The sequence below is a fragment of the Pseudomonas sp. NFX224 genome (genome assembly GCF_048565165.1).
GTDB lineage: Bacteria > Pseudomonadota > Gammaproteobacteria > Pseudomonadales > Pseudomonadaceae > Aquipseudomonas.
The window spans coordinates 5,162,684-5,181,971 of the sequence record NZ_CP183416.1; the positions used below are offsets into that span (position 1 = coordinate 5,162,684).

Below are 19,288 nucleotides of genomic sequence, written 5' to 3' on the forward strand. Positions count from 1 at the left end.
CTCGCACCGGTCGGTGTGAATGGGGTTCAGCAATGAAGCTGTTTGGCTTCCTTGTTACGCAATATGGTGGGCGTAGCTCAGTTGGTAGAGCACGGGATTGTGACTCCCGTTGTCGTGGGTTCGATCCCCATCGTCCACCCCATATTTCGAAAGGCGCCAGATTGAAAAGTCTGGCGCCTTTTTTGTTTCAGCGGCCGCAGGTACCGGGCCGCAGGGGCGGGGCGTTTCGTCGTATTTATGTTTCTCGATGATGCCGCTCTGTCCGCCGGCCTTGCTCGCGAGGTCGGCTGCCAGGGAGATCGCAGGCGACCTCTTCTATATATAGAAGGGTTGGCGCAGAGCCCTGGCGTGATTGGTTGTATTTGCCATCGGGGCGAGGTGCATTCGTGCATTCGCACCTATAAATTGCCTGCTGCGTTTTTACCCGTTTTCAGTAGGGTGACTTCTTGAGTTTGACCCACTAGAATGCATGCCCTTGATTCTGGGGTCGGAAACGGCCGGCTAACGTCTGTGCAACGAGGAATATCCATGCAAGTTTCTGTTGAAAATACTACTGCTCTTGAGCGCCGCATGAGCGTCACCGTGCCGGCTGAGCGCATCGAGAGCCAGGTCAACAAGCGTCTGCAGCAGACCGCCCAAAAGGCCAAAATTGCTGGCTTCCGTCCAGGCAAAGTGCCAATGAGCGAAATCAAGCGCCGTTTCGGTGCCGATGCTCGCCAGGAAGCTGTGGGTGACGTGATCCAGTCTTCCTTCTACGAAGCTGTGGTTGAGCAGAAGCTGAACCCGGCTGGTTCGCCTTCGATCGAGCCTAAGTCGCTGGAAGCAGGCAAGGACCTGGAATACGTAGCCGTATTCGAAGTGTTCCCTGAGTTCACCGTTGCCGGTTTCGAAGGTATCACCGTAGAGCGCCTGAGCGCTGACGTATCTGATGCCGATCTGGACAAGATGCTGGACATCCTGCGCAAGCAGAACACCCGTTTCGAAGTGACCGATCGCGCTGCCCAGAACGAAGACCAGTTGAACATCGATTTCGTTGGTAAGGTCGACGGTGAAGTGTTCGCTGGCGGTTCCGCCAAAGGTACTCAGTTGGTTCTGGGTTCCGGCCGCATGATCCCTGGTTTCGAAGACGGTCTGGTTGGCGCTAAAGCCGGTGAAGAACGCGTTCTGAACCTGACTTTCCCAGAGGACTACCAGAACCTCGACCTGGCGGGCAAAACCGCCGAGTTCACCGTGACCGTGAACACTGTTTCCGAGCCAAAACTGCCAGAACTGACCGAAGAATTCTTCGCTCAATTCGGCATCAAGGAAACCGGTCTGGAAGGCTTCCGCACCGAAGTTCGCAAGAACATGGAGCGCGAGCTGCGTCAGGCGATCAAATCCAAGGTCAAGAATCAGGTAATGGACGGTCTGCTGGCCACCAACCCGATCGAAGTGCCTAAGGCTCTGCTGTCCAACGAAGTTGACCGTCTGCGCGTGCAGGCTGTTCAGCAGTTCGGTGGCAACATCAAGCCTGACCAACTGCCGGCCGAGCTGTTCGAAGAGCAAGCCAAGCGCCGCGTAGTGCTGGGTCTGATCGTGGCTGAAGTGGTCAAGCAATTCGACCTCAAGCCTGACGAAACCCGCGTTCGCGAGATGATTCAGGAAATGGCTTCGGCCTACCAGGAGCCTGAGCAAGTTGTGTCCTGGTACTACAAGAACGACCAGCAACTGAACGAAGTTCGTTCGGTTGTGCTGGAAGAGCAAGTTGTGGATACTGTTCTGCAGAAAGCTAGCGTGACCGACAAATCGGTCTCTTACGAAGAAGCAGTCAAGCCGGTAGAAGCTCCACAAGCCGACTGATCGTTTTTGCGGTAAGAAGCAAACACCATAAGCCAGCTCTCGAGCTGGCTTATGCGTATTCAAGACATAACTATTTGGGAGTGACTGCAGAGCATGTTCCGTAATTCGTATATTCAGCAGAACTCTGATATCCAGGCCGCAGGCGGCCTGGTCCCGATGGTTGTCGAGCAGTCCGCTCGTGGCGAGCGCGCCTACGACATCTACTCGCGTCTCCTCAAGGAGCGAGTGATCTTTCTGGTTGGCCCCGTAGAGGACTACATGGCCAACCTGATCTGTGCGCAACTGCTGTTCCTTGAAGCGGAAAACCCGGACAAGGACATCCATCTCTATATCAACTCCCCGGGCGGTTCGGTAACGGCTGGCATGTCGATCTACGACACCATGCAGTTCATCAAACCCAACGTGTCGACCACCTGTATCGGCCAGGCGTGCAGCATGGGCGCTTTCCTGCTGACGGCCGGTGCTCCAGGCAAGCGTTTCTGCCTGCCGAACTCGCGTGTAATGATTCACCAGCCATTGGGTGGTTTCCAGGGTCAGGCATCGGACATCGAAATCCATGCCAAGGAAATCCTCTTTATCCGTGAGCGTCTCAACACGTTGATGGCCAAGCACAGCGGGCGCACCCTTGAAGAAATCGAGCGCGACACCAATCGCGACAATTTCATGAGTGCAGAAGCCGCGCGTGAGTACGGGCTGATCGACGAAGTGATCAACCAGCGCCCCGCTTAAAATAAGCAGCTCAAAATAAGGTGGGTCGGCAGGTCCGATCACCAGCGGGCTTGAAAAAGCCCGCAATAGCCTTCATCTTGTGTTGCAAGCCTATCGGATTTGGATCGAACGAATGACTGACACCCGCAACGGCGAGGACAACGGCAAGCTGCTCTATTGCTCCTTCTGTGGCAAAAGCCAGCATGAAGTGCGCAAATTGATTGCCGGCCCCTCGGTCTTTATCTGCGACGAGTGCGTCGACCTGTGCAATGACATCATCCGCGAGGAGGTGCAGGAAGCACAGGCTGAGAGCAGCGCGCATAAATTGCCTTCGCCTAAAGAAATCAGCGGCATCCTTGATCAGTATGTAATCGGTCAGGAACGTGCGAAAAAGGTTCTGGCCGTAGCGGTGTACAACCACTACAAACGCCTGAACCAGCGTGACAAAAAGAGTGACGACGTCGAGCTCGGCAAAAGCAACATCTTGCTGATCGGCCCGACAGGCTCGGGTAAGACCCTGCTTGCGGAAACCCTGGCCCGCTTGCTGAACGTTCCGTTCACCATCGCTGACGCAACCACCCTCACCGAGGCGGGTTACGTGGGTGAAGATGTCGAGAACATCATTCAGAAGCTGTTGCAGAAGTGCGATTACGACGTGGAAAAGGCCCAGATGGGCATTGTCTACATCGATGAAATCGACAAGATTTCGCGCAAGTCTGACAACCCGTCGATCACCCGGGACGTTTCCGGTGAAGGCGTGCAGCAGGCCCTGCTCAAGTTGATCGAAGGCACGGTCGCTTCCGTTCCGCCTCAAGGTGGTCGCAAGCATCCGCAGCAGGAATTCCTGCAAGTCGATACCCGTAACATCCTGTTCATCTGCGGTGGTGCGTTCTCCGGCCTGGAAAAGGTTATTCAAAACCGTTCCACCAAGGGCGGCATCGGTTTCAACGCGGAAGTTCGCAGCAAGGAAGAAGGCAAGAAAGTCGGTGAATCCCTGCGTGAAGTCGAGCCTGACGATCTGGTTAAGTTCGGTCTGATCCCGGAATTCGTCGGTCGTCTGCCGGTTCTTGCGACGCTGGACGAGCTTGATGAAGCTGCTTTGATGCAGATTCTCACCGAGCCGAAAAATGCACTGACCAAGCAGTATGCCAAGCTGTTCGAGATGGAAGGCGTGGACCTGGAATTCCGGGCTGACGCATTGAAATCGGTCGCCAAGCGCGCACTGGAACGTAAAACCGGTGCACGTGGTCTGCGTTCGATTCTCGAAGGTGTATTGCTCGACACTATGTATGAAATCCCCTCGCAGTCCGAGGTGAGTAAAGTAGTGATCGATGAAAGCGTTATAGAAGGCAAGTCCAAGCCACTGTATATCTACGAAAACAGTGAGCCTGCTGCCAAGGCCGCGCCAGACGCCTAAGCGTCACGCAGTCGGTACAAAGAAGGGGCCTTCGGGCCCCTTTGCTTTTTCTGGTTTTTTACACAGTCTTTGTGCTTGTTTTTTTTGAAGGCTGCCCCCATCTTGGTTTCAAGCTTACTTCCATCTGTTTCCGGCCTTATGGCCGCCGTAGAGGCGAAATCATGAAGACAACCATCGAATTGCCTCTCCTGCCATTGCGTGATGTCGTGGTTTATCCGCACATGGTTATCCCGCTGTTCGTGGGGCGCGAGAAATCCATCGAAGCTCTCGAGGCAGCGATGACGGGCGACAAGCAGATCCTTCTGCTGGCTCAGAGAAACCCCGCTGACGACGATCCCGGTGAAGATGCACTTTATCGCGTAGGTACGATTGCGACCGTTCTGCAGCTGCTGAAGCTGCCTGACGGCACGGTCAAGGTTCTGGTCGAAGGCGAGCAGCGGGGCGCCGTGGAGCGCTTCAGCGAAGTGGACGGCCATTGCCGCGCCGAAGTCTCGTTGATCGACGAAGTCGACGCGCCAGAGCGCGAGTCGGAAGTGTTTGTCCGCAGCCTGCTGTCGCAGTTCGAACAATATGTGCAGTTGGGCAAGAAAGTCCCGGCTGAAGTCCTGTCGTCGCTCAACAGCATCGACGAGCCTGGGCGCCTGGTCGACACCATGGCCGCGCACATGGCCCTGAAGATCGAGCAGAAGCAGGAAATCCTCGAAATCATCGATTTGTCGGCCCGGGTCGAGCACGTCCTCGCGTTGCTGGATGCCGAGATCGATCTGCTGCAAGTCGAAAAACGCATTCGCGGTCGCGTCAAAAAGCAAATGGAGCGCAGTCAGCGCGAGTACTACCTGAACGAGCAGATGAAGGCCATTCAGAAAGAACTCGGCGACAGCGACGAAGGACATAACGAAGTCGAAGAGCTGAAAAAGCGCATTGATGCCGCTGGCCTGCCAAAAGACGCGCTCGCCAAGGCTACGGCCGAATTGAACAAGCTCAAGCAAATGTCGCCAATGTCCGCGGAAGCGACCGTGGTGCGTTCGTACATCGACTGGCTGGTTCAGGTGCCGTGGAAGGCTCAGAGCAAGGTGCGCCTGGACCTGGCGCGCGCAGAAGACATTCTCGACGCCGACCACTATGGCCTGGAAGAAGTCAAAGAGCGGATTCTCGAATACCTCGCCGTGCAAAAGCGCGTGAAGAAGATTCGTGGTCCGGTGTTGTGCCTGGTAGGTCCTCCGGGGGTGGGTAAAACCTCTCTGGCGGAGTCGATCGCGCACGCCACCAACCGCAAATTCGTGCGCATGGCCTTGGGCGGTGTGCGTGATGAAGCGGAAATTCGTGGACATCGCCGTACATACATCGGTTCGATGCCAGGAAGATTGATTCAAAAGATGACAAAAGTGGGCGTCCGTAACCCGCTGTTCCTGCTCGATGAAATCGACAAAATGGGCAGCGACATGCGTGGCGATCCGGCGTCGGCGCTGCTGGAAGTGCTCGATCCTGAGCAGAACCACAACTTCAACGATCACTATCTGGAAGTCGACTACGACCTGTCCGATGTGATGTTCCTGTGCACCTCTAACTCCATGAACATTCCTCCGGCGCTGCTGGACCGGATGGAAGTGATTCGTCTTCCGGGCTACACCGAAGACGAGAAGATCAACATCGCCGTCAAATACCTTTCGCCGAAGCAGATCACTGCCAACGGCTTGAAGAAAGGCGAGCTGGAATTCGACGCCGAAGCGATCCGCGACATCATCCGCTACTACACCCGCGAAGCCGGTGTGCGTGGGCTGGAGCGCCAGATTGCCAAGGTTTGCCGCAAGGCGGTCAAAGAGCATGCGCTGGAAAAACGCTTCTCGGTGAAGGTCACTGCGGACGATCTGGAACACTTCCTGGGCGTGCGTAAATTCCGCTACGGGCTGGCTGAGCAGCAGGATCAGATCGGTCAGGTGACCGGGTTGGCGTGGACTCAGGTGGGCGGCGAATTGCTGACCATCGAAGCCGCTGTCGTGCCGGGCAAAGGCCAGTTGATCAAGACCGGTTCCCTGGGCGACGTGATGGTCGAGTCGATCACCGCAGCCTTGACGGTTGTGCGCAGCCGCGCGAAGAGCCTGGGCATTCCCCTGGACTTCCACGAGAAGCGCGACACCCACATCCACATGCCGGAAGGGGCGACGCCGAAAGACGGTCCTAGCGCCGGTGTGGGCATGTGCACGGCATTGGTATCGGCATTGACCGGCATTCCGGTGCGTGCGGACGTGGCCATGACCGGTGAGATCACCTTGCGTGGTCAAGTGCTGGCGATCGGTGGCTTGAAAGAAAAACTGCTCGCTGCTCACCGCGGTGGAATCAAGACCGTGATCATTCCTGAAGAGAATGTTCGCGATCTGAAGGAAATTCCCGACAATATCAAGCAAGATCTCCAGATTAAACCGGTTAAATGGATTGACGAGGTCCTGCAAATTGCGCTGCAATACGCGCCGGAGCCCTTGCCGGATGTGGCTCCGGAGATTGTCGCGAAGGATGAAAAGCGCGAGTCCGATTCTAAGGAAAGAATTAGCACGCATTAGTACGTATTTGCCTGGGGGGCTTCCTTGACAGATTTTTAGAGCCCTTGTTATAAAGCGGCTCTTAAGTGTCTGTTGGCCATTCAGCACTCGTTTTTGCTTTCACCAAAAAAAACTTAGAATCATACTCAAATAGATATAAGGGGACTTAGAGTGAACAAGTCGGAACTGATTGATGCTATCGCTGCATCCGCTGATATCCCGAAAGCTGCTGCTGGCCGTGCGCTGGACGCTGTAATCGAATCCGTCACTGGCGCTCTCAAGGCTGGCGACTCCGTTGTTCTGGTTGGTTTCGGTACTTTCTCCGTTACTGATCGTCCAGCTCGCATTGGTCGTAACCCACAGACCGGTAAGACGCTGGAAATCGCAGCAGCCAAAAAACCAGGTTTCAAAGCCGGTAAAGCACTGAAAGAAGCTGTCAACTAAGTTCGATTCAGGTTTTTGCCTATCCGGGTCGGGGTCAAGCCTGACCTGGCAGCGGAGCGGTAGTCCAGTCGGCAGTTGTCGGTCCGTGACGCCGAGGCTCGCAAGTTCGAGTTATCGGTCCGCTCCGCCAGTTACGAGAAGGCGCATCCTCGGATGCGCCTTTCTTCTATCCGGATTCTACCCACGCTCCACGGTTGCCTAATTTTGAAGTTCAACCGTTTATGGGGGACGCATGCTGCAGAATATCAGGGACAATTCACAAGGCTGGATTGCCAAGACCATTATCGGGGTCATCGTTGCACTGATGGCTTTGACCGGTTTCGACGCCATTTTTCAGGCCACGACGCACAAAAACGAGGCGGCGAAGGTCAATGGTGAAGAAATCAGCCAGAACGAGCTGAGCCAGGCGGTCGATATGCAACGCCGTCAACTCATGCAACAGCTGGGCAAGGATTTCGATGCGTCCTTGCTCGACGAAAAGATGCTGCGCGAATCGGCCCTCAAAGGCCTGATCGATCGCAAACTGCTGCTGCAAGGCGCAGAAAGCTCCAAGTTCGCCTTCTCCGAAGCGGCGCTGGATCAGGTCATCCTGCAAACCCCTGAATTTCAGGTCGATGGCAAGTTCAGTCCTGAGCGCTTCGACCAGGTAATTCGTCAACTCGGCTACAGCCGCATGCAGTTCCGCCAGATGCTGGCCCAGGAAATGCTGATCGGTCAGTTGCGCGCCGGTCTGGCGGGTAGCGGTTTCGTCACCGACGCACAGGTTCTGGCGTTCGCCCGTCTGGAAAAACAGACTCGCGATTTCGCCTCCCTGAATATCAAGGTAGACCCGGCAGCGGTGAAGCTGACCGATGACGAAGTCAAAGCCTATTACGACGAACACGCCAAGGAATTCATGACGCCGGATCAGGTGGTCATCGATTATCTGGAGTTGAAGAAGGCTTCCTTCTTTGACCAGGTCAGCGTCAAGGACGAAGACCTGCAAGCGGCGTATCAGAAAGAAATCGCGAACCTGTCCGAGCAACGCCGGGCTGCGCACATTCTGATCGAAGTGAACGACAAGACCACCGAAGCACAGGCCAAGGCCAAGATCGAAGAGATCCAGGCGCGTCTGGCCAAAGGCGAGAAGTTCGAGGCCCTGGCCAAGGAGTTCTCCCAGGATCCGGGTTCGGCAAACAATGGCGGCGATCTCGGCTACGCAGGTCCTGGTGTCTATGACCCGGTATTCGAGAAGTCCCTGTATTCGCTGGCCAAGGATCAGGTTTCCGAACCGGTTCGCACCGACTTCGGTTTCCACCTGATCAAGCTGCTGGGCGTGGAAGCGCCTGAAGTACCGACATTCGCCAGCCTGAAAGACAAGCTGACCCGCGACTTGAAGGCTGCGCAGGTTGAGCAGCGTTTCGTCGAGGCGACCAAGCAACTGGAAGACGCTTCGTTCGAAGCGTCCGATCTGGCCCAGCCAGCCCAGGACTTGAAGTTGACCGTTCACACCTCCGCGCCGTTCGGCCGTGAAGGTGGCGAAGGCATTGCGGCCAACCGTGCCGTGATCACCGCAGCGTTCAGCCCGGAAGTGTTGGATGAGGGTGCCAACAGCACCGCCATCGAGCTCGATCCGGAAACCGTGATCGTGTTGCGTGCCAAGGAACACCTCAAGCCTACGCAACTGCCGCTGGAAAGCGTAGCGGGCCCGATCCGCGCGCAATTGGCCAAGGAACACGCCATCGCTGCCGCCAAGACCCATGCGGATGAGCTGATTGCCAGCCTGCGCGATGGCAAGTCGCCGCTGGACAAGCCGATTGACGGCCAGAGCTGGAAGGTTACCGAAGCCGCGACTCGCGCTCAGGAAGGGGTAGACCCGACTGTGCTGCAAGCGCTGTTCCGCATGCCCAAGCCTGCCGCCAAGGACAAGCCGACGTTCATTAGCGTGACGCTGGCCGACGGCAACCTGGTGATCGTGCGCCTGAACGGTGTCAACGAAGCCGCAACGCCGACTGAAGAAGAGAAGGCTCAATACCGTCGCTTCCTTGCTTCGCGCGTCGGCCAGCAAGACTTCGCGGCTTACCGCAAGCAGTTGGAAAGCCAGGCTGAGATCAAGCGTTTCTGATCTCGGACTGATTGATGCGCTACACAAGAACCCCGGCCAAAAGGCCGGGGTTTTTTGTTACAGGTGAACAGACAAGCGTGCGGGACATTTGCTGAATCTCGGAGTCAACACTCCTGTAACTGTTTTAAGACACAATCGTTGCGCCGCTAAGCATCGATCTGTTGCACAATACGCCCCGAACCGTTTTCCTCAGGATGTTCAATGTTTAAATCATTTCCCATGCGTGTTGCCGGGCTGGCGCTGGTGCTGGCCGTTGCGGCCGGGTGCTCGTCGAAGAAAGCCGCCATCTATGAGCATGAGAACTTCGATGACTCCGGGACATTTTCCCGTAACTACCCGGTGGCTGACACCGCTTCATGCGAAGCCGCTCGTCGGGCCTTGCTGAGTCAGGGGTACATCATCACCAGCAGTGATCCAAAACTGATCAGCGGGCACAAAAGCTTCCAGCAGACCGGCGAGACCCACATGGAAATCAGTTTCAGTGTGGTCTGCGCCGAAGACGGCAGTGCCGGGCATCATGCCACGGTGTTCGCCAATGCCCTGCAAGACAAGTATGCGCTGAAGAAAACCAACAACTCCGCCAGTCTCGGTGTAGGAGTGCTGGGCTCGGTATCGATGCCGATCGGTTCGTCGGATGACTCGATGGTCAAGGTCGCCAGCGAAACCGTGACCTCCGCCAAGTTCTACGAGCGATTCTTCGCGCTGGTCGAATTGTTCCTGCCCAAGGAAGTGAAAGAAGCGGCGCATATCACCGAGAAGCCAAAAGCCGATCTGGGCGTGCCCGAGCCCAAGGCCACACCGGCTCCATTGGCCCCGCAAACCGCGGCTGAGCCTGTCCCGGCGGCAGAAGCGGCACAGGCACCCGTCGAGGCGACTCCAGCCGCTTCCGAGCCGGTAGCGCCGCCGCCTGAAGCCGCACCCATCACCGCGACTCCAAGTGCTGAGCCAACACCTTCCCCGGAAGTGATCACGCCACCGGCCAACCCAAGCGACATGGCGCCACCTTCGGAGCCGATTCAGGCCATGCCGATCACTGGTCAGTGATCCTCCGATACCCCCTGCAGGAGCGAGCAGGCTCTCTCCTGTAACGAAAAAATTCTGTGATAAATCCCTGACCGCCTGCTACGTTTTATCTATTGGCGACGAAGTGTCGTGTCCGCGTCATTTTTCTTTCATGCGGGCACTTTAGGCTCAAGGCGCTGGTCATTTATTCAGACGTTTTTTCAATGAGCTTTGGGGGATTCGAAAATGGACGACTATCAAGAAGAGCTGCTTGAGTATCAGGCGTTTGAACTGGATCCGCTGGAACCCGCTGAAGACGCTACCGAGCTGTAAGTGTCAGGCGGATTGGCGATGACTGCGGCGAAACTCGCCGGGTGTCTGGCCGGTCCAGCGTTTGAAGGCGCGTTGAAACGCTTCGGCTGAGGCGAAGCCCAGCAGGTAGGCGATTTCTCCGAATGCCAGTTCGGTATCGCGAATGTAGGTCATGGCCAAGTCGCGACGGGTGTCGTTGAGGATTGCGCGAAATTGCGTGCCTTCTTCGGCAAGTTTGCGGCGCAAGGTCCAGGTGGGCAGCTTCAGGCGTGCCGCCACTTCTTCCAGGTCGGGTTCCCGGCCACCATTGAGCAACGGCCCCAGTAACTGAGTGATGCGTTCACGCAGGCTGCGGGTGCGTGTCAGTTGCTCCAATTCCCGTTCACATAAACTCAGCAGCTGGCGCCAGGTGCTCGGGCAGTGTTCCGGGTTGCGCTGGGCGAGGCTGGCCAGGCTCAGGCGCAGTTGATTGTGTTCGGCAGCAAACTGTATCGGGCAGTCGCCCAACGCGTCGTAGGCGGCGCGGTAGTCGGGTTCTTCGAATTCGATCTCGATGCGTTCGGCGCGCAGCGGGGCAGGGCTCACGCTGGATATTTGCTGCAACCAGCCCGCGATGATCGAATCCACCACGAAGCGGTTATAGCTGTTGTAAGGGCTGATGGAGTAAAAGCGCAGCCACGCCCCTTGAGGATCTTCGTGAAAGCTCGATTGACCGCGATAGTTGGAGCCATACAAGGCTTCGAAGCGAATCAGGCAGCGCGCCGCTTCGCGCACCGTCGGTGCCTGGGCCGCCGTGACACCGGCCAGACCGGCCTGGCTCAAGCGGCTGAGCTGACCCATGCGCAAGCCGAGCGCCGGGTTGCCGGTCAACTGAATGGCGCCGTGGCCCAGACGCATGTAACGCGGAATGGAGAGGCGGGCGCCTGCTTCGCTGAGGCGGGCGGCATCCAGACCGTATTGTTCCAGCAGGGGCTGTGGATCTGCACCGTGGCTGCGCACGGCGTCGGCCAGACTATGAACGAAGCCGACCGACAAATCGCCGAGACGCATCGGCTGCGGTTTCATGGCTTACAACCAAAGGTTCAGCAGACGCGCACCGCGGGCGTTACCGTCGGCGAAATGCTGACCGTTGCTGCTCAGAAAACTCTGGCCGGCGCTGGACTGGTCCCAGAATTGCCCGCGCAGAAATACGCTCATGCCAGCGAGCGCCTGACTTGAAGGGGGTTGAGTGGTCAGGGTCAGGCGATGCCAGGCCTGACCCTCACTGAGTTCTCCGGCCTTGAGACTGACGGAGCCCGGTGTCGATGAACCCTGATAGCCGCGCCACGGTTGATCCCAGGTGCCACGACCGGAAACAAACGCCGGTACCGCGACGATTCGTGCCTGCTGAGCGTCGAGTTTGCGGTAGTTGTCCGGGTACCAACTGTCGCTGCCGATCAGCACGCCCAGGCGTCCCGCCGGAGTATCGACGACGTTGAGGGTGTGCTCGCCGTTGGCCTTGATCGCATCCTGCTGCTCGAAAACCGGATGCATCTGACGCTGCGGCTGGCCGATGGGCAATCCATCGCGGCCGAACACTACGCTGCTGTTATACAGCGCGCCGCGACCGATTTTCAGGGTGCCGTCGATGATGCTCGGCTCCGGCAACACGATGGAACCCGCCACCAGGGTCACGTGGAATTCTTTTGCCAGCCCGCCGAACAACGCCTGGTAATCCTTGGCCATGCCTTTGGCTTTCATGCGCAAGTGCGCGTCGTCCAGGCGACTGCCGCCCTCGGCGCCAATCAGCGCGCGAACGAACTTCAACGGATTGCTCACGGCCAGCCAGTTCATGGCTTCCTTGAGGGTGGTGGCTTGGTACAGTTCGTCCTTTTCACCGCTGACCATCAGCCACGTGCCGACATGCTCCGGCAACACGACGATGGTTTTTTCATTCAACAGGCCTTGCTCCTGCGCTTTTTGCAGGTAGGCCGCGAGTTTGCGGTGCAGGCGTCCAGGGCTTTGATAGTCGGTGGGAAACAACTCGGGTTGAATGCCCAGCAGGTTGCCCCGATCAGAGGGTTGGCCTTGGTCGACCGCGAGATCGATTCGCAAATCCGAGAGGTAATGGCCCACCGGGCGATCCGCGGCCCACATGGCGTAGGTCGTCAGAGCGGCGATCAACGCCATGGAGAAAGTCAGGTACAGAAGTTTACGCATGAGAAAACAGTCAACGGCCGTGTGCAGGGTTCGACGACTAGGGTATGACCCATGTTCACGCTTGCCAAGGGCCGCTGCGCATTTTGATCAATAAGTTGTCAGTTACGGTCATTGAGCGGCCAGTGGACTGCTCATAGTCTGTAACACATGACAGAGGGGCGCCAAAGAGCGTCCTCACTTTTTCCGTGATCGCTCGTTGTGGAGTTACCGATGACCGCCGCTCATTACCCGCACCTGTTGGCCCCGCTGGACCTGGGTTTTACCACGTTGCGCAACCGCACCTTGATGGGCTCGATGCACACCGGTCTGGAGGAAAAGCCGGGTGGCTTCGAGCGCATGGCGGCGTACTTCGCCGAGCGTGCCCGTGGTGGTGTCGGCCTGATGGTCACCGGCGGTATCGGGCCGAACGACGAGGGTGGCGTTTACTCTGGCGCAGCCAAGCTGACCACCGAGGAAGAAGCGCTCAAGCATCAGATCGTCACTCGCGCAGTGCACGAGGCGGGTGGCAAGATCTGCATGCAGATCCTCCACGCCGGTCGTTATGCCTATAGCCCGAAGCAGGTTGCGCCAAGTGCCATCCAGGCACCGATCAATCCGTTCAAACCGAAAGAACTGGACGAGGAAGGCATCGAGAAACAGATCCGCGACTTCGTCACCTGCTCGACCCTGGCGCAGCAGGCCGAGTACGACGGTGTCGAGATCATGGGTTCCGAAGGTTATTTCATTAACCAGTTCCTCGCCGCCCACACCAACCACCGCACCGACCGCTGGGGCGGCAGCTACGAAAACCGCATGCGCCTGCCGGTGGAAATCGTTCGTCGCGTACGTGAAGCGGTCGGTCTGAATTTCATCATCATTTTCCGCCTGTCGATGCTCGATCTGGTCGAAGGCGGCAGCACCTGGGAAGAAATCGTGCTGTTGGCCAAGGCCATCGAGCAAGCCGGTGCGACGATCATCAACACCGGTATCGGCTGGCACGAAGCGCGGATTCCGACCATCGCCACCAAAGTGCCGCGTGCGGCGTTCAGCAAAGTCACGGCCAAGTTGCGTGGCTCGGTGAGCATTCCGCTGATCACCACCAACCGCATCAACACCCCGGAAGTGGCCGAGCAGATTTTGGCCGAGGGCGATGCCGACATGGTGTCCATGGCACGGCCGTTCCTGGCTGACCCGGATTTCGTCAACAAGGCGGCTGAAGGCCGCGCCGATGAAATCAACACCTGCATCGGTTGTAACCAGGCGTGCCTGGACCACACCTTCGGCGGCAAATTGACCAGTTGCCTGGTCAACCCGCGCGCCTGCCACGAAACCGAACTCAACTACTTGCCGGTGCAGCAGATCAAGAAGATCGCCGTGGTCGGTGCCGGTCCTGCCGGTTTGTCCGCTGCAACTGTGGCGGCAGAGCGTGGTCACGAGGTGACGCTGTTTGATTCGGCCAGTGAAATCGGCGGCCAGTTCAATGTCGCCAAACGCGTGCCGGGCAAGGAGGAGTTCTTTGAGACCCTGCGTTATTTCGGCCGTAAATTGCAGACCAGCAACGTCGAGGTGTGCCTGAACACTCGCGTCGATGTGACGAAACTGGTCGAGGGCGGTTACGACGAGATCATCCTTGCTACCGGCATCGCCCCAAGAACCCCTGCGATTCCGGGTGTGGAAAATGCCAAGGTGTTGAGCTATCTGGACGTGCTGCTGCAGCGCAAACCGGTGGGTAAACGCGTTGCGGTGATTGGCGCCGGCGGTATCGGTTTTGACGTCTCCGAATTCCTGGTTCACCAGGGCGAGGCCACCAGCCTGAACCGTGATGAGTTCTGGAAAGAGTGGGGCATCGACACGCACCTCGAAGCGCGCGGCGGCGTCGCCGGGATCAAGGCTGCCCCCCATGCGCCGGCTCGCGAAGTGTTCCTGCTGCAACGCAAGAAATCCAAGGTCGGCGACGGGCTGGGCAAGACCACAGGCTGGATTCACCGTACCGGGCTGAAGAACAAGCAGGTGCAAATGCTCAACAGCGTCGAATACCTGAAGATCGACGACGAAGGCCTGCACATCCGCATTGGCGAAACCGGTGAGCCGCAGGTGCTGCCGGTGGACAATATCGTGATTTGCGCCGGTCAGGATCCACTGCGCGAGTTGCAGGATGGTTTGGTGGCGGCAGGGCAGAATGTGCATCTGATCGGCGGCGCGGATGTCGCGGCGGAGCTGGATGCCAAGCGGGCAATCAATCAGGGTTCGCGGTTGGCTGCGCAGTTGTAATCCACCGGTCTAGCGTACCAATGGTCATCGCGAGCAGGCTCGCTCCCACATAGATCCACTGTGGGGGCGAGCCTGCTCGCGATGGCTGCTTATGAGCGACTAGAATGCTGGCTCTTCATCCAGAGCCGGCATCGATGCTTTTCTCTCCAAACGACTGGCTCCCCCAAGCCCCCCTCGAACCCCTCCCTCTCGACTGGCTCACCACGGCCGGCATCGAAGTCGCGATCCTGCGTCTGGATCAGATTGACCCGCTGATCAGCGGCAACAAATGGTTCAAGCTGATCGAGCACCTCAAAGTCGCTGAACAGTCCGGCGCTCAAGGCATCATCAGCCTCGGCGGAGCTCACTCCAATCATTTGCATGCACTGGCCGCGGCCGGAAAGCGGTTCGGGTTTTCCACGGTCGGTCTGTTGCGCGGGCATCTGCAAGAAACGCCAACGGTTAAAGATCTGCAGGCATTCGGCATGCAGTTGCACTGGCTGGGTTATGGCGGTTATCGAGCACGGCACGAACCGGGTTTCTGGTTGCCATGGAGAGCGCAGTATCCCGATCTGCAACCTGTGCCCGAAGGTGGCGGCGGGGGGCCGGGTGCGCGAGGCTGTATGCAACTCAAGGATCAGATCCGCCAGCAATTGCCACGTCTGGGATGGAGCGATTACGACGGTTGGTGGCTGGCCTGTGGAACCGGGACAACCCTGGCCGGCCTGGTGCTTGCCGAAGCGGGGGAACATCCGGTTTATGGTGCACTGGCAGTACCCGATGACCATGGTGTGGCGCAGCAGGTCGAGAAGATTATCGAGCAAACGGGTGATGCGGCCTATGAACTGATCGATGCCAGCCGTGGCGGCTTCGCCAAAGTTGATCCGCCGCTGATTGAGTTCATCGAACTGACCGAGCAGGCCAGCGGTGTTCCTCTTGAGCCGCTGTACACCGGCAAGGCCTTGCTGGCGCTCAGGCAGCAGGTCGTAGCAGGGCGGTTCAAAGAGGGCACACGCCTGATCTTCGTTCATACCGGTGGCTTGCAAGGCCGCCGGGGATTTCAATGAAGTCGCGCACTCAAGTGCGCTTGGGCATCATCCGCAACAAGGTGTTATCGCCTACCACATAATGGTGATACAGCCCGGCCACGGCATGCAGGCCGATCAGCCAATAGCCGATGGTGCCGCCCAGGACGTGCCAGCCCTGAAGCTGTTTGGCCAGTTCCTTGTTCTCGGCCATCAGCAGCGGCAGGTCGAGGCCGTAGAACATCACTTGATTGCCTTTGGCGCTGGTGACCAGCCAACCCAGCAACGGCATGGCGATCATGAAAATGTACAGCGCCCAGTGCATCAGTCTGGCCAGGGCTATCTGCCAGTGCGGCGAGGCAGGGAAGATCTGCGGTGCCGGGCCGAGGCTGCGAGCGAACAGCCGCACCCAGACCAATACGAATACGGTCAGGCCGAGCATGAAGTGCGATTCTACGATCAGCGTTCGCCCACCGCTGCCCTTGGGAAAGATCCCGCGGAACTCGATGCAGGCGTAAACCAGCGCCAGCAAGACCAGCATCAACCAATGCAACGCGATCGATACGGTGCTGTAGCGCGAAGCGGAATTTTTCCACGGCATACGGCGTTCCTCACGGGGCGGATCAAACCACCGTTCTTGGTCGACGGTGTGCTTTAACTGTAATCCTGTTTTTATGGAATTGCCTGGCGCACACAGGCTTTTCTGTTGCATGCGAACATGAAAAAAGTTTCACGTAAATGAAGTAACCGCATGCTGTTTGAAAGTGGTTGATCAGGTGTAGGGCGATTCTGTTTGTGCCGTATTTTCAGTTTTAGGCTTGAGTGACGAAGGTGGTTGATTAATATGCTTCTGGCGTGGCGGCTGATTAAAGGGTTTGCCATGTTTCTGATATTTATTAATTTGCGATCAAAGGAATGAGCATGAATGACAATGTGAATGGAGTCCGTGGCAAAGTGAGCGAGTACACCTGGGGACGCGTGTGGTCTGACGGAACAAAAGAGTTTAACAACGGCGCCATTCAATATGCCGATGGCTCGCTAGAGTTTGAGGGTTTGACGTTCTACCCTGATGGGGTTGTCATCGATGCGACGGGGCAGCAGGTCGGCCTGACTGCGCCGGCTGACGAGGTGCAAGACGATGCACAGTCAGCGATTGACGAAGAGGCCGAGTCTGTTGAGCAAGAGAAAGTAGAGGGCACCACGAATCAAACGGATGAAGTTCAAGCATTGATTATTGAAGATGAGGATGATGCCGAGCATTACATTCCTCTCGGAAGCGATGAGCGATAATCGCTGTCTCTATAAATCGAGGGCATAAAAAAGCCGTAGTACTCACTTGGGTACTACGGCTTTTTGTTTATTGGTTTTGCGGCATCTCGCCATTGGCCAAACGTTTGTTGATATCAGCAATGACTTCCGGCAAGTCGGTAATCGTGTCGATCATGTAGTGCGGGCGCGAGCCTTCGAACATCGCATGAATGCGCTTGCGTTCGCTGTCCAGGGTGTCGCTGGCCAGTGCGCGATAACCTTCATAGTCCAGCCCCAGCGCGTTACCCGAGCAGATCAGCGCCACGGTCCACATGCCGGCACGACGACCTTCGAGAATGCCCGGCACGGTGTCGTCGATCTTTACGCAAGCCGCGACATCGTCGATGCCCAACGCGATCACGTTGGCCAGTGCCTGGGCTGGCCATGGGCGGCCGTTGGGGACTTCGTCGGTGGCGACCACGTGGTCGGCGATGTAGCCGTTGGTGGCGGCCAGTTCGACGACTTTGTCCATGACCTGTTTCGGGTAGCCCGAGCAGGAGCCGATCTTGATCCCTTGCTGGCGCAGGTTGGCAATGGTGTCCAGGGCACCCGGAATCAGCGCGGAGTGTTCGGCGATTTTTTCGATCTGCAACGGCATGAAGCGTTGGTAGATGGCGGTGACGTCATCGTCGGTCGGCGTGCGGCCGAACACTTTGCGATAACGCTCGGCAACTTCCGGTTGATCGCACAGCGTGCGGATGTGGTCCCACTTGCCCATGCCCATCGGGCCGCGGGCTTCTTCAATGGAGACCTGGACGTCGAACTCGGCGAAGGCTTCGACAAAAATCTGCGTCGGGGCGAAGGAACCGAAGTCGACGACGGTGCCGGCCCAGTCGAGGATGGCGGCCTGGAGTTTGGTTGGGTTGGTGTAGTTCATGTCTGGAAATCCTTTGACAACTGGCTAATGGGGGCTGCTTTTACTGTGAGAGCCAGCCTGCTGGCGATGAGTGCCTGACCTTCAGCGAATGTGTTGGCTGACAGTCCGCTATCGCGAGCAGGCTCGCTCCTACAGGGGATCGTGGTGAATTAGATTTCGAGCACTTCCATCTCGCGCAACACTTCAGCGATGGCCGCTACGGCTTCGCGCATCTCCGCCGGTTGGACGTGACCGATGCAGCCCACGCGGAAGGTTTCGACCTGAGTCAGTTTGCCGGGGTAGAGGATGTAACCTTTGGCCTTGACCCGTTCGTAGAACTCCTTGAACTGGTAGCGCGGGTCTTTCGGGGCGTGGAAGGTGGCGATGATCGGTGCCTGAATCGCGGCAGGCAGGAAGCTGCGCAAGCCCAGTTGGCCCATCTCTTCCATCAATGCCTGGCAGTTGGCGGCGTAGCGTTCGTGCCGGGCCGGCAGGCCGCCTTCTTCGTTGTATTGCAGCAGGGCTTCATGCAGTGCCGCGACCACGTGGGTCGGCGGGGTGAAGCGCCATTGACCGGTCTTGGCCATGTAGGTGTGCTGGTCATAAAGGTCCATCGCCAGCGAATGCGAGTTGCCGGCGGCGCTGGCTAGGGACTCTTTGCGGGCAAAGACGAAGCCCATGCCCGGTACGCCTTCCAGGCATTTGCCCGACGCGGCTATCAGTGCGTCGAACGGAATTTGTTGCGCGTCCACCGGCAGGGCGCCGAACGAACTCATGGCGTCGATGATCAGGCGTTTGCCGTGTTGCGCAATGACGTGGGCAATTTCCGGCAGCGGGTTGAGGATGCCGGTACTGGTTTCGCAGTGGATCAGAGCAACGTGAGTGATGCCGGCATCAGCGCGTAGCAGACGATCGACGTCTTCGGCGGTGGTCGGTTCGTCTTCGGCGGTTTCGAAGGTGCTGAACGAGCGCCCCAGCACTTCGCAGATTTTCGCCAGGCGTTTGCCGTAGGCGCCGTTGATCAGCACCAGCACCTTGCCATCGCGAGGCACCAGTGTGCCGATTGCCGCCTCGACAGCGAAGGTGCCGCTGCCTTGCAACGGCACGCAGTGGTGAGTGGCGGCGCCGTTGAGGATCGCCAGCAGTTGTTCGCAGAGGCTGGCGGTCAGTTGGTTGAAGCGGTCATCCCATGAACCCCAGTCGACCATCATCGCCTGGCGGGTGCGGGCCGAAGTGGTCAACGGGCCGGGGGTGAGCAGGATGGGTGCGGCAGTACTCATTCTCGTGTCCTCGCAATCGATGGGATGA

15 protein-coding genes and 1 tRNA gene are annotated in these 19,288 nt (G+C 57.9%); 11 read left to right on the forward strand and 5 right to left on the reverse strand.

Annotated features, from left to right (window positions below; translation table 11 throughout):
- Positions 1–66: 66 nt before the first annotated feature.
- From ACNYC6_RS23585 to ACNYC6_RS23620, 8 genes are all read left to right on the forward strand, one after another.
- Positions 67–142, forward strand: a tRNA-His gene (locus tag ACNYC6_RS23585).
- A gap of 386 nt (positions 143–528) precedes the next feature.
- Positions 529–1,839, forward strand: a complete 1,311-nt coding sequence (tig, locus tag ACNYC6_RS23590; RefSeq protein ID WP_419709386.1) for a trigger factor — start codon at positions 529–531, stop codon at positions 1,837–1,839.
- 93 nt (positions 1,840–1,932) lie between these two features.
- Positions 1,933–2,568 carry an ATP-dependent Clp endopeptidase proteolytic subunit ClpP gene (clpP, locus tag ACNYC6_RS23595; protein WP_011062274.1) on the forward strand — a complete coding sequence of 212 codons (636 nt, stop codon included), beginning with the start codon at positions 1,933–1,935 and terminating at the stop codon, positions 2,566–2,568.
- 112 nt (positions 2,569–2,680) lie between these two features.
- Positions 2,681–3,964: an ATP-dependent Clp protease ATP-binding subunit ClpX gene (gene clpX / locus ACNYC6_RS23600; protein ID WP_149417943.1), complete on the forward strand. Its 1,284-nt coding sequence runs from the start codon at positions 2,681–2,683 to the stop codon at positions 3,962–3,964.
- Between the two features lie 161 nt (positions 3,965–4,125).
- Positions 4,126–6,522 carry an endopeptidase La gene (gene lon / locus ACNYC6_RS23605; protein WP_056854739.1) on the forward strand — a complete coding sequence of 799 codons (2,397 nt, stop codon included), beginning with the start codon at positions 4,126–4,128 and terminating at the stop codon, positions 6,520–6,522.
- 150 nt (positions 6,523–6,672) lie between these two features.
- Positions 6,673–6,945, forward strand: a complete 273-nt coding sequence (locus tag ACNYC6_RS23610) for an HU family DNA-binding protein (RefSeq protein ID WP_002552737.1) — start codon at positions 6,673–6,675, stop codon at positions 6,943–6,945.
- Between the two features lie 232 nt (positions 6,946–7,177).
- Positions 7,178–9,049 carry a SurA N-terminal domain-containing protein gene (locus tag ACNYC6_RS23615; protein ID WP_419709387.1) on the forward strand — a complete coding sequence of 624 codons (1,872 nt, stop codon included), beginning with the start codon at positions 7,178–7,180 and terminating at the stop codon, positions 9,047–9,049.
- A gap of 201 nt (positions 9,050–9,250) precedes the next feature.
- Entirely contained in the window at positions 9,251–10,093 is an 843-nt protein-coding gene (locus ACNYC6_RS23620) for a DUF2242 domain-containing protein (protein WP_419709388.1), read from the forward strand.
- Between the two features lie 294 nt (positions 10,094–10,387).
- Here ACNYC6_RS23620 and ACNYC6_RS23625 read toward each other — a convergent pair whose 3' ends face one another.
- Together ACNYC6_RS23625 and ACNYC6_RS23630 are read right to left on the reverse strand one after the other, a co-directional pair.
- Complete coding sequence (locus ACNYC6_RS23625) at positions 10,388–11,428, reverse strand: AraC family transcriptional regulator (RefSeq protein ID WP_419709389.1); 1,041 nt, start codon at positions 11,426–11,428, stop codon at positions 10,388–10,390.
- A gap of 3 nt (positions 11,429–11,431) precedes the next feature.
- Entirely contained in the window at positions 11,432–12,562 is a 1,131-nt protein-coding gene (locus ACNYC6_RS23630) for a carbon-nitrogen hydrolase family protein (protein ID WP_419709390.1), read from the reverse strand.
- A gap of 210 nt (positions 12,563–12,772) precedes the next feature.
- On the opposite strand from ACNYC6_RS23630, the gene ACNYC6_RS23635 reads away from it, so the two are divergent.
- Entirely contained in the window at positions 12,773–14,812 is a 2,040-nt protein-coding gene (locus ACNYC6_RS23635) for an FAD-dependent oxidoreductase (RefSeq protein WP_419709391.1), read from the forward strand.
- Between the two features lie 134 nt (positions 14,813–14,946).
- Positions 14,947–15,858: a 1-aminocyclopropane-1-carboxylate deaminase/D-cysteine desulfhydrase gene (locus ACNYC6_RS23640; RefSeq protein WP_419709392.1), complete on the forward strand. Its 912-nt coding sequence runs from the start codon at positions 14,947–14,949 to the stop codon at positions 15,856–15,858.
- 10 nt (positions 15,859–15,868) lie between these two features.
- Here the strand turns inward: ACNYC6_RS23640 and ACNYC6_RS23645 are convergent, their stop codons facing one another.
- Positions 15,869–16,417: a cytochrome b gene (locus tag ACNYC6_RS23645; RefSeq protein ID WP_419709393.1), complete on the reverse strand. Its 549-nt coding sequence runs from the start codon at positions 16,415–16,417 to the stop codon at positions 15,869–15,871.
- 320 nt (positions 16,418–16,737) lie between these two features.
- Here ACNYC6_RS23645 and ACNYC6_RS23650 point away from each other — a divergent pair, with 320 nt between their 5' ends.
- Positions 16,738–17,106, forward strand: a complete 369-nt coding sequence (locus ACNYC6_RS23650) for a hypothetical protein (protein WP_419709394.1) — start codon at positions 16,738–16,740, stop codon at positions 17,104–17,106.
- Between the two features lie 67 nt (positions 17,107–17,173).
- Here ACNYC6_RS23650 and phnX read toward each other — a convergent pair whose 3' ends face one another.
- On the reverse strand, positions 17,174–18,001 hold the full coding sequence (phnX, locus tag ACNYC6_RS23655; protein WP_338581956.1) for a phosphonoacetaldehyde hydrolase: 828 nt from the start codon (positions 17,999–18,001) through the stop codon (positions 17,174–17,176).
- A 149-nt stretch (positions 18,002–18,150) separates the two neighbouring features.
- A complete protein-coding gene (locus ACNYC6_RS23660; RefSeq protein ID WP_419709395.1) occupies positions 18,151–19,260 on the reverse strand; it encodes a 2-aminoethylphosphonate--pyruvate transaminase in 1,110 nt (369 codons plus the stop codon).
- Between the last annotated feature and the right edge of the window lie 28 nt (positions 19,261–19,288).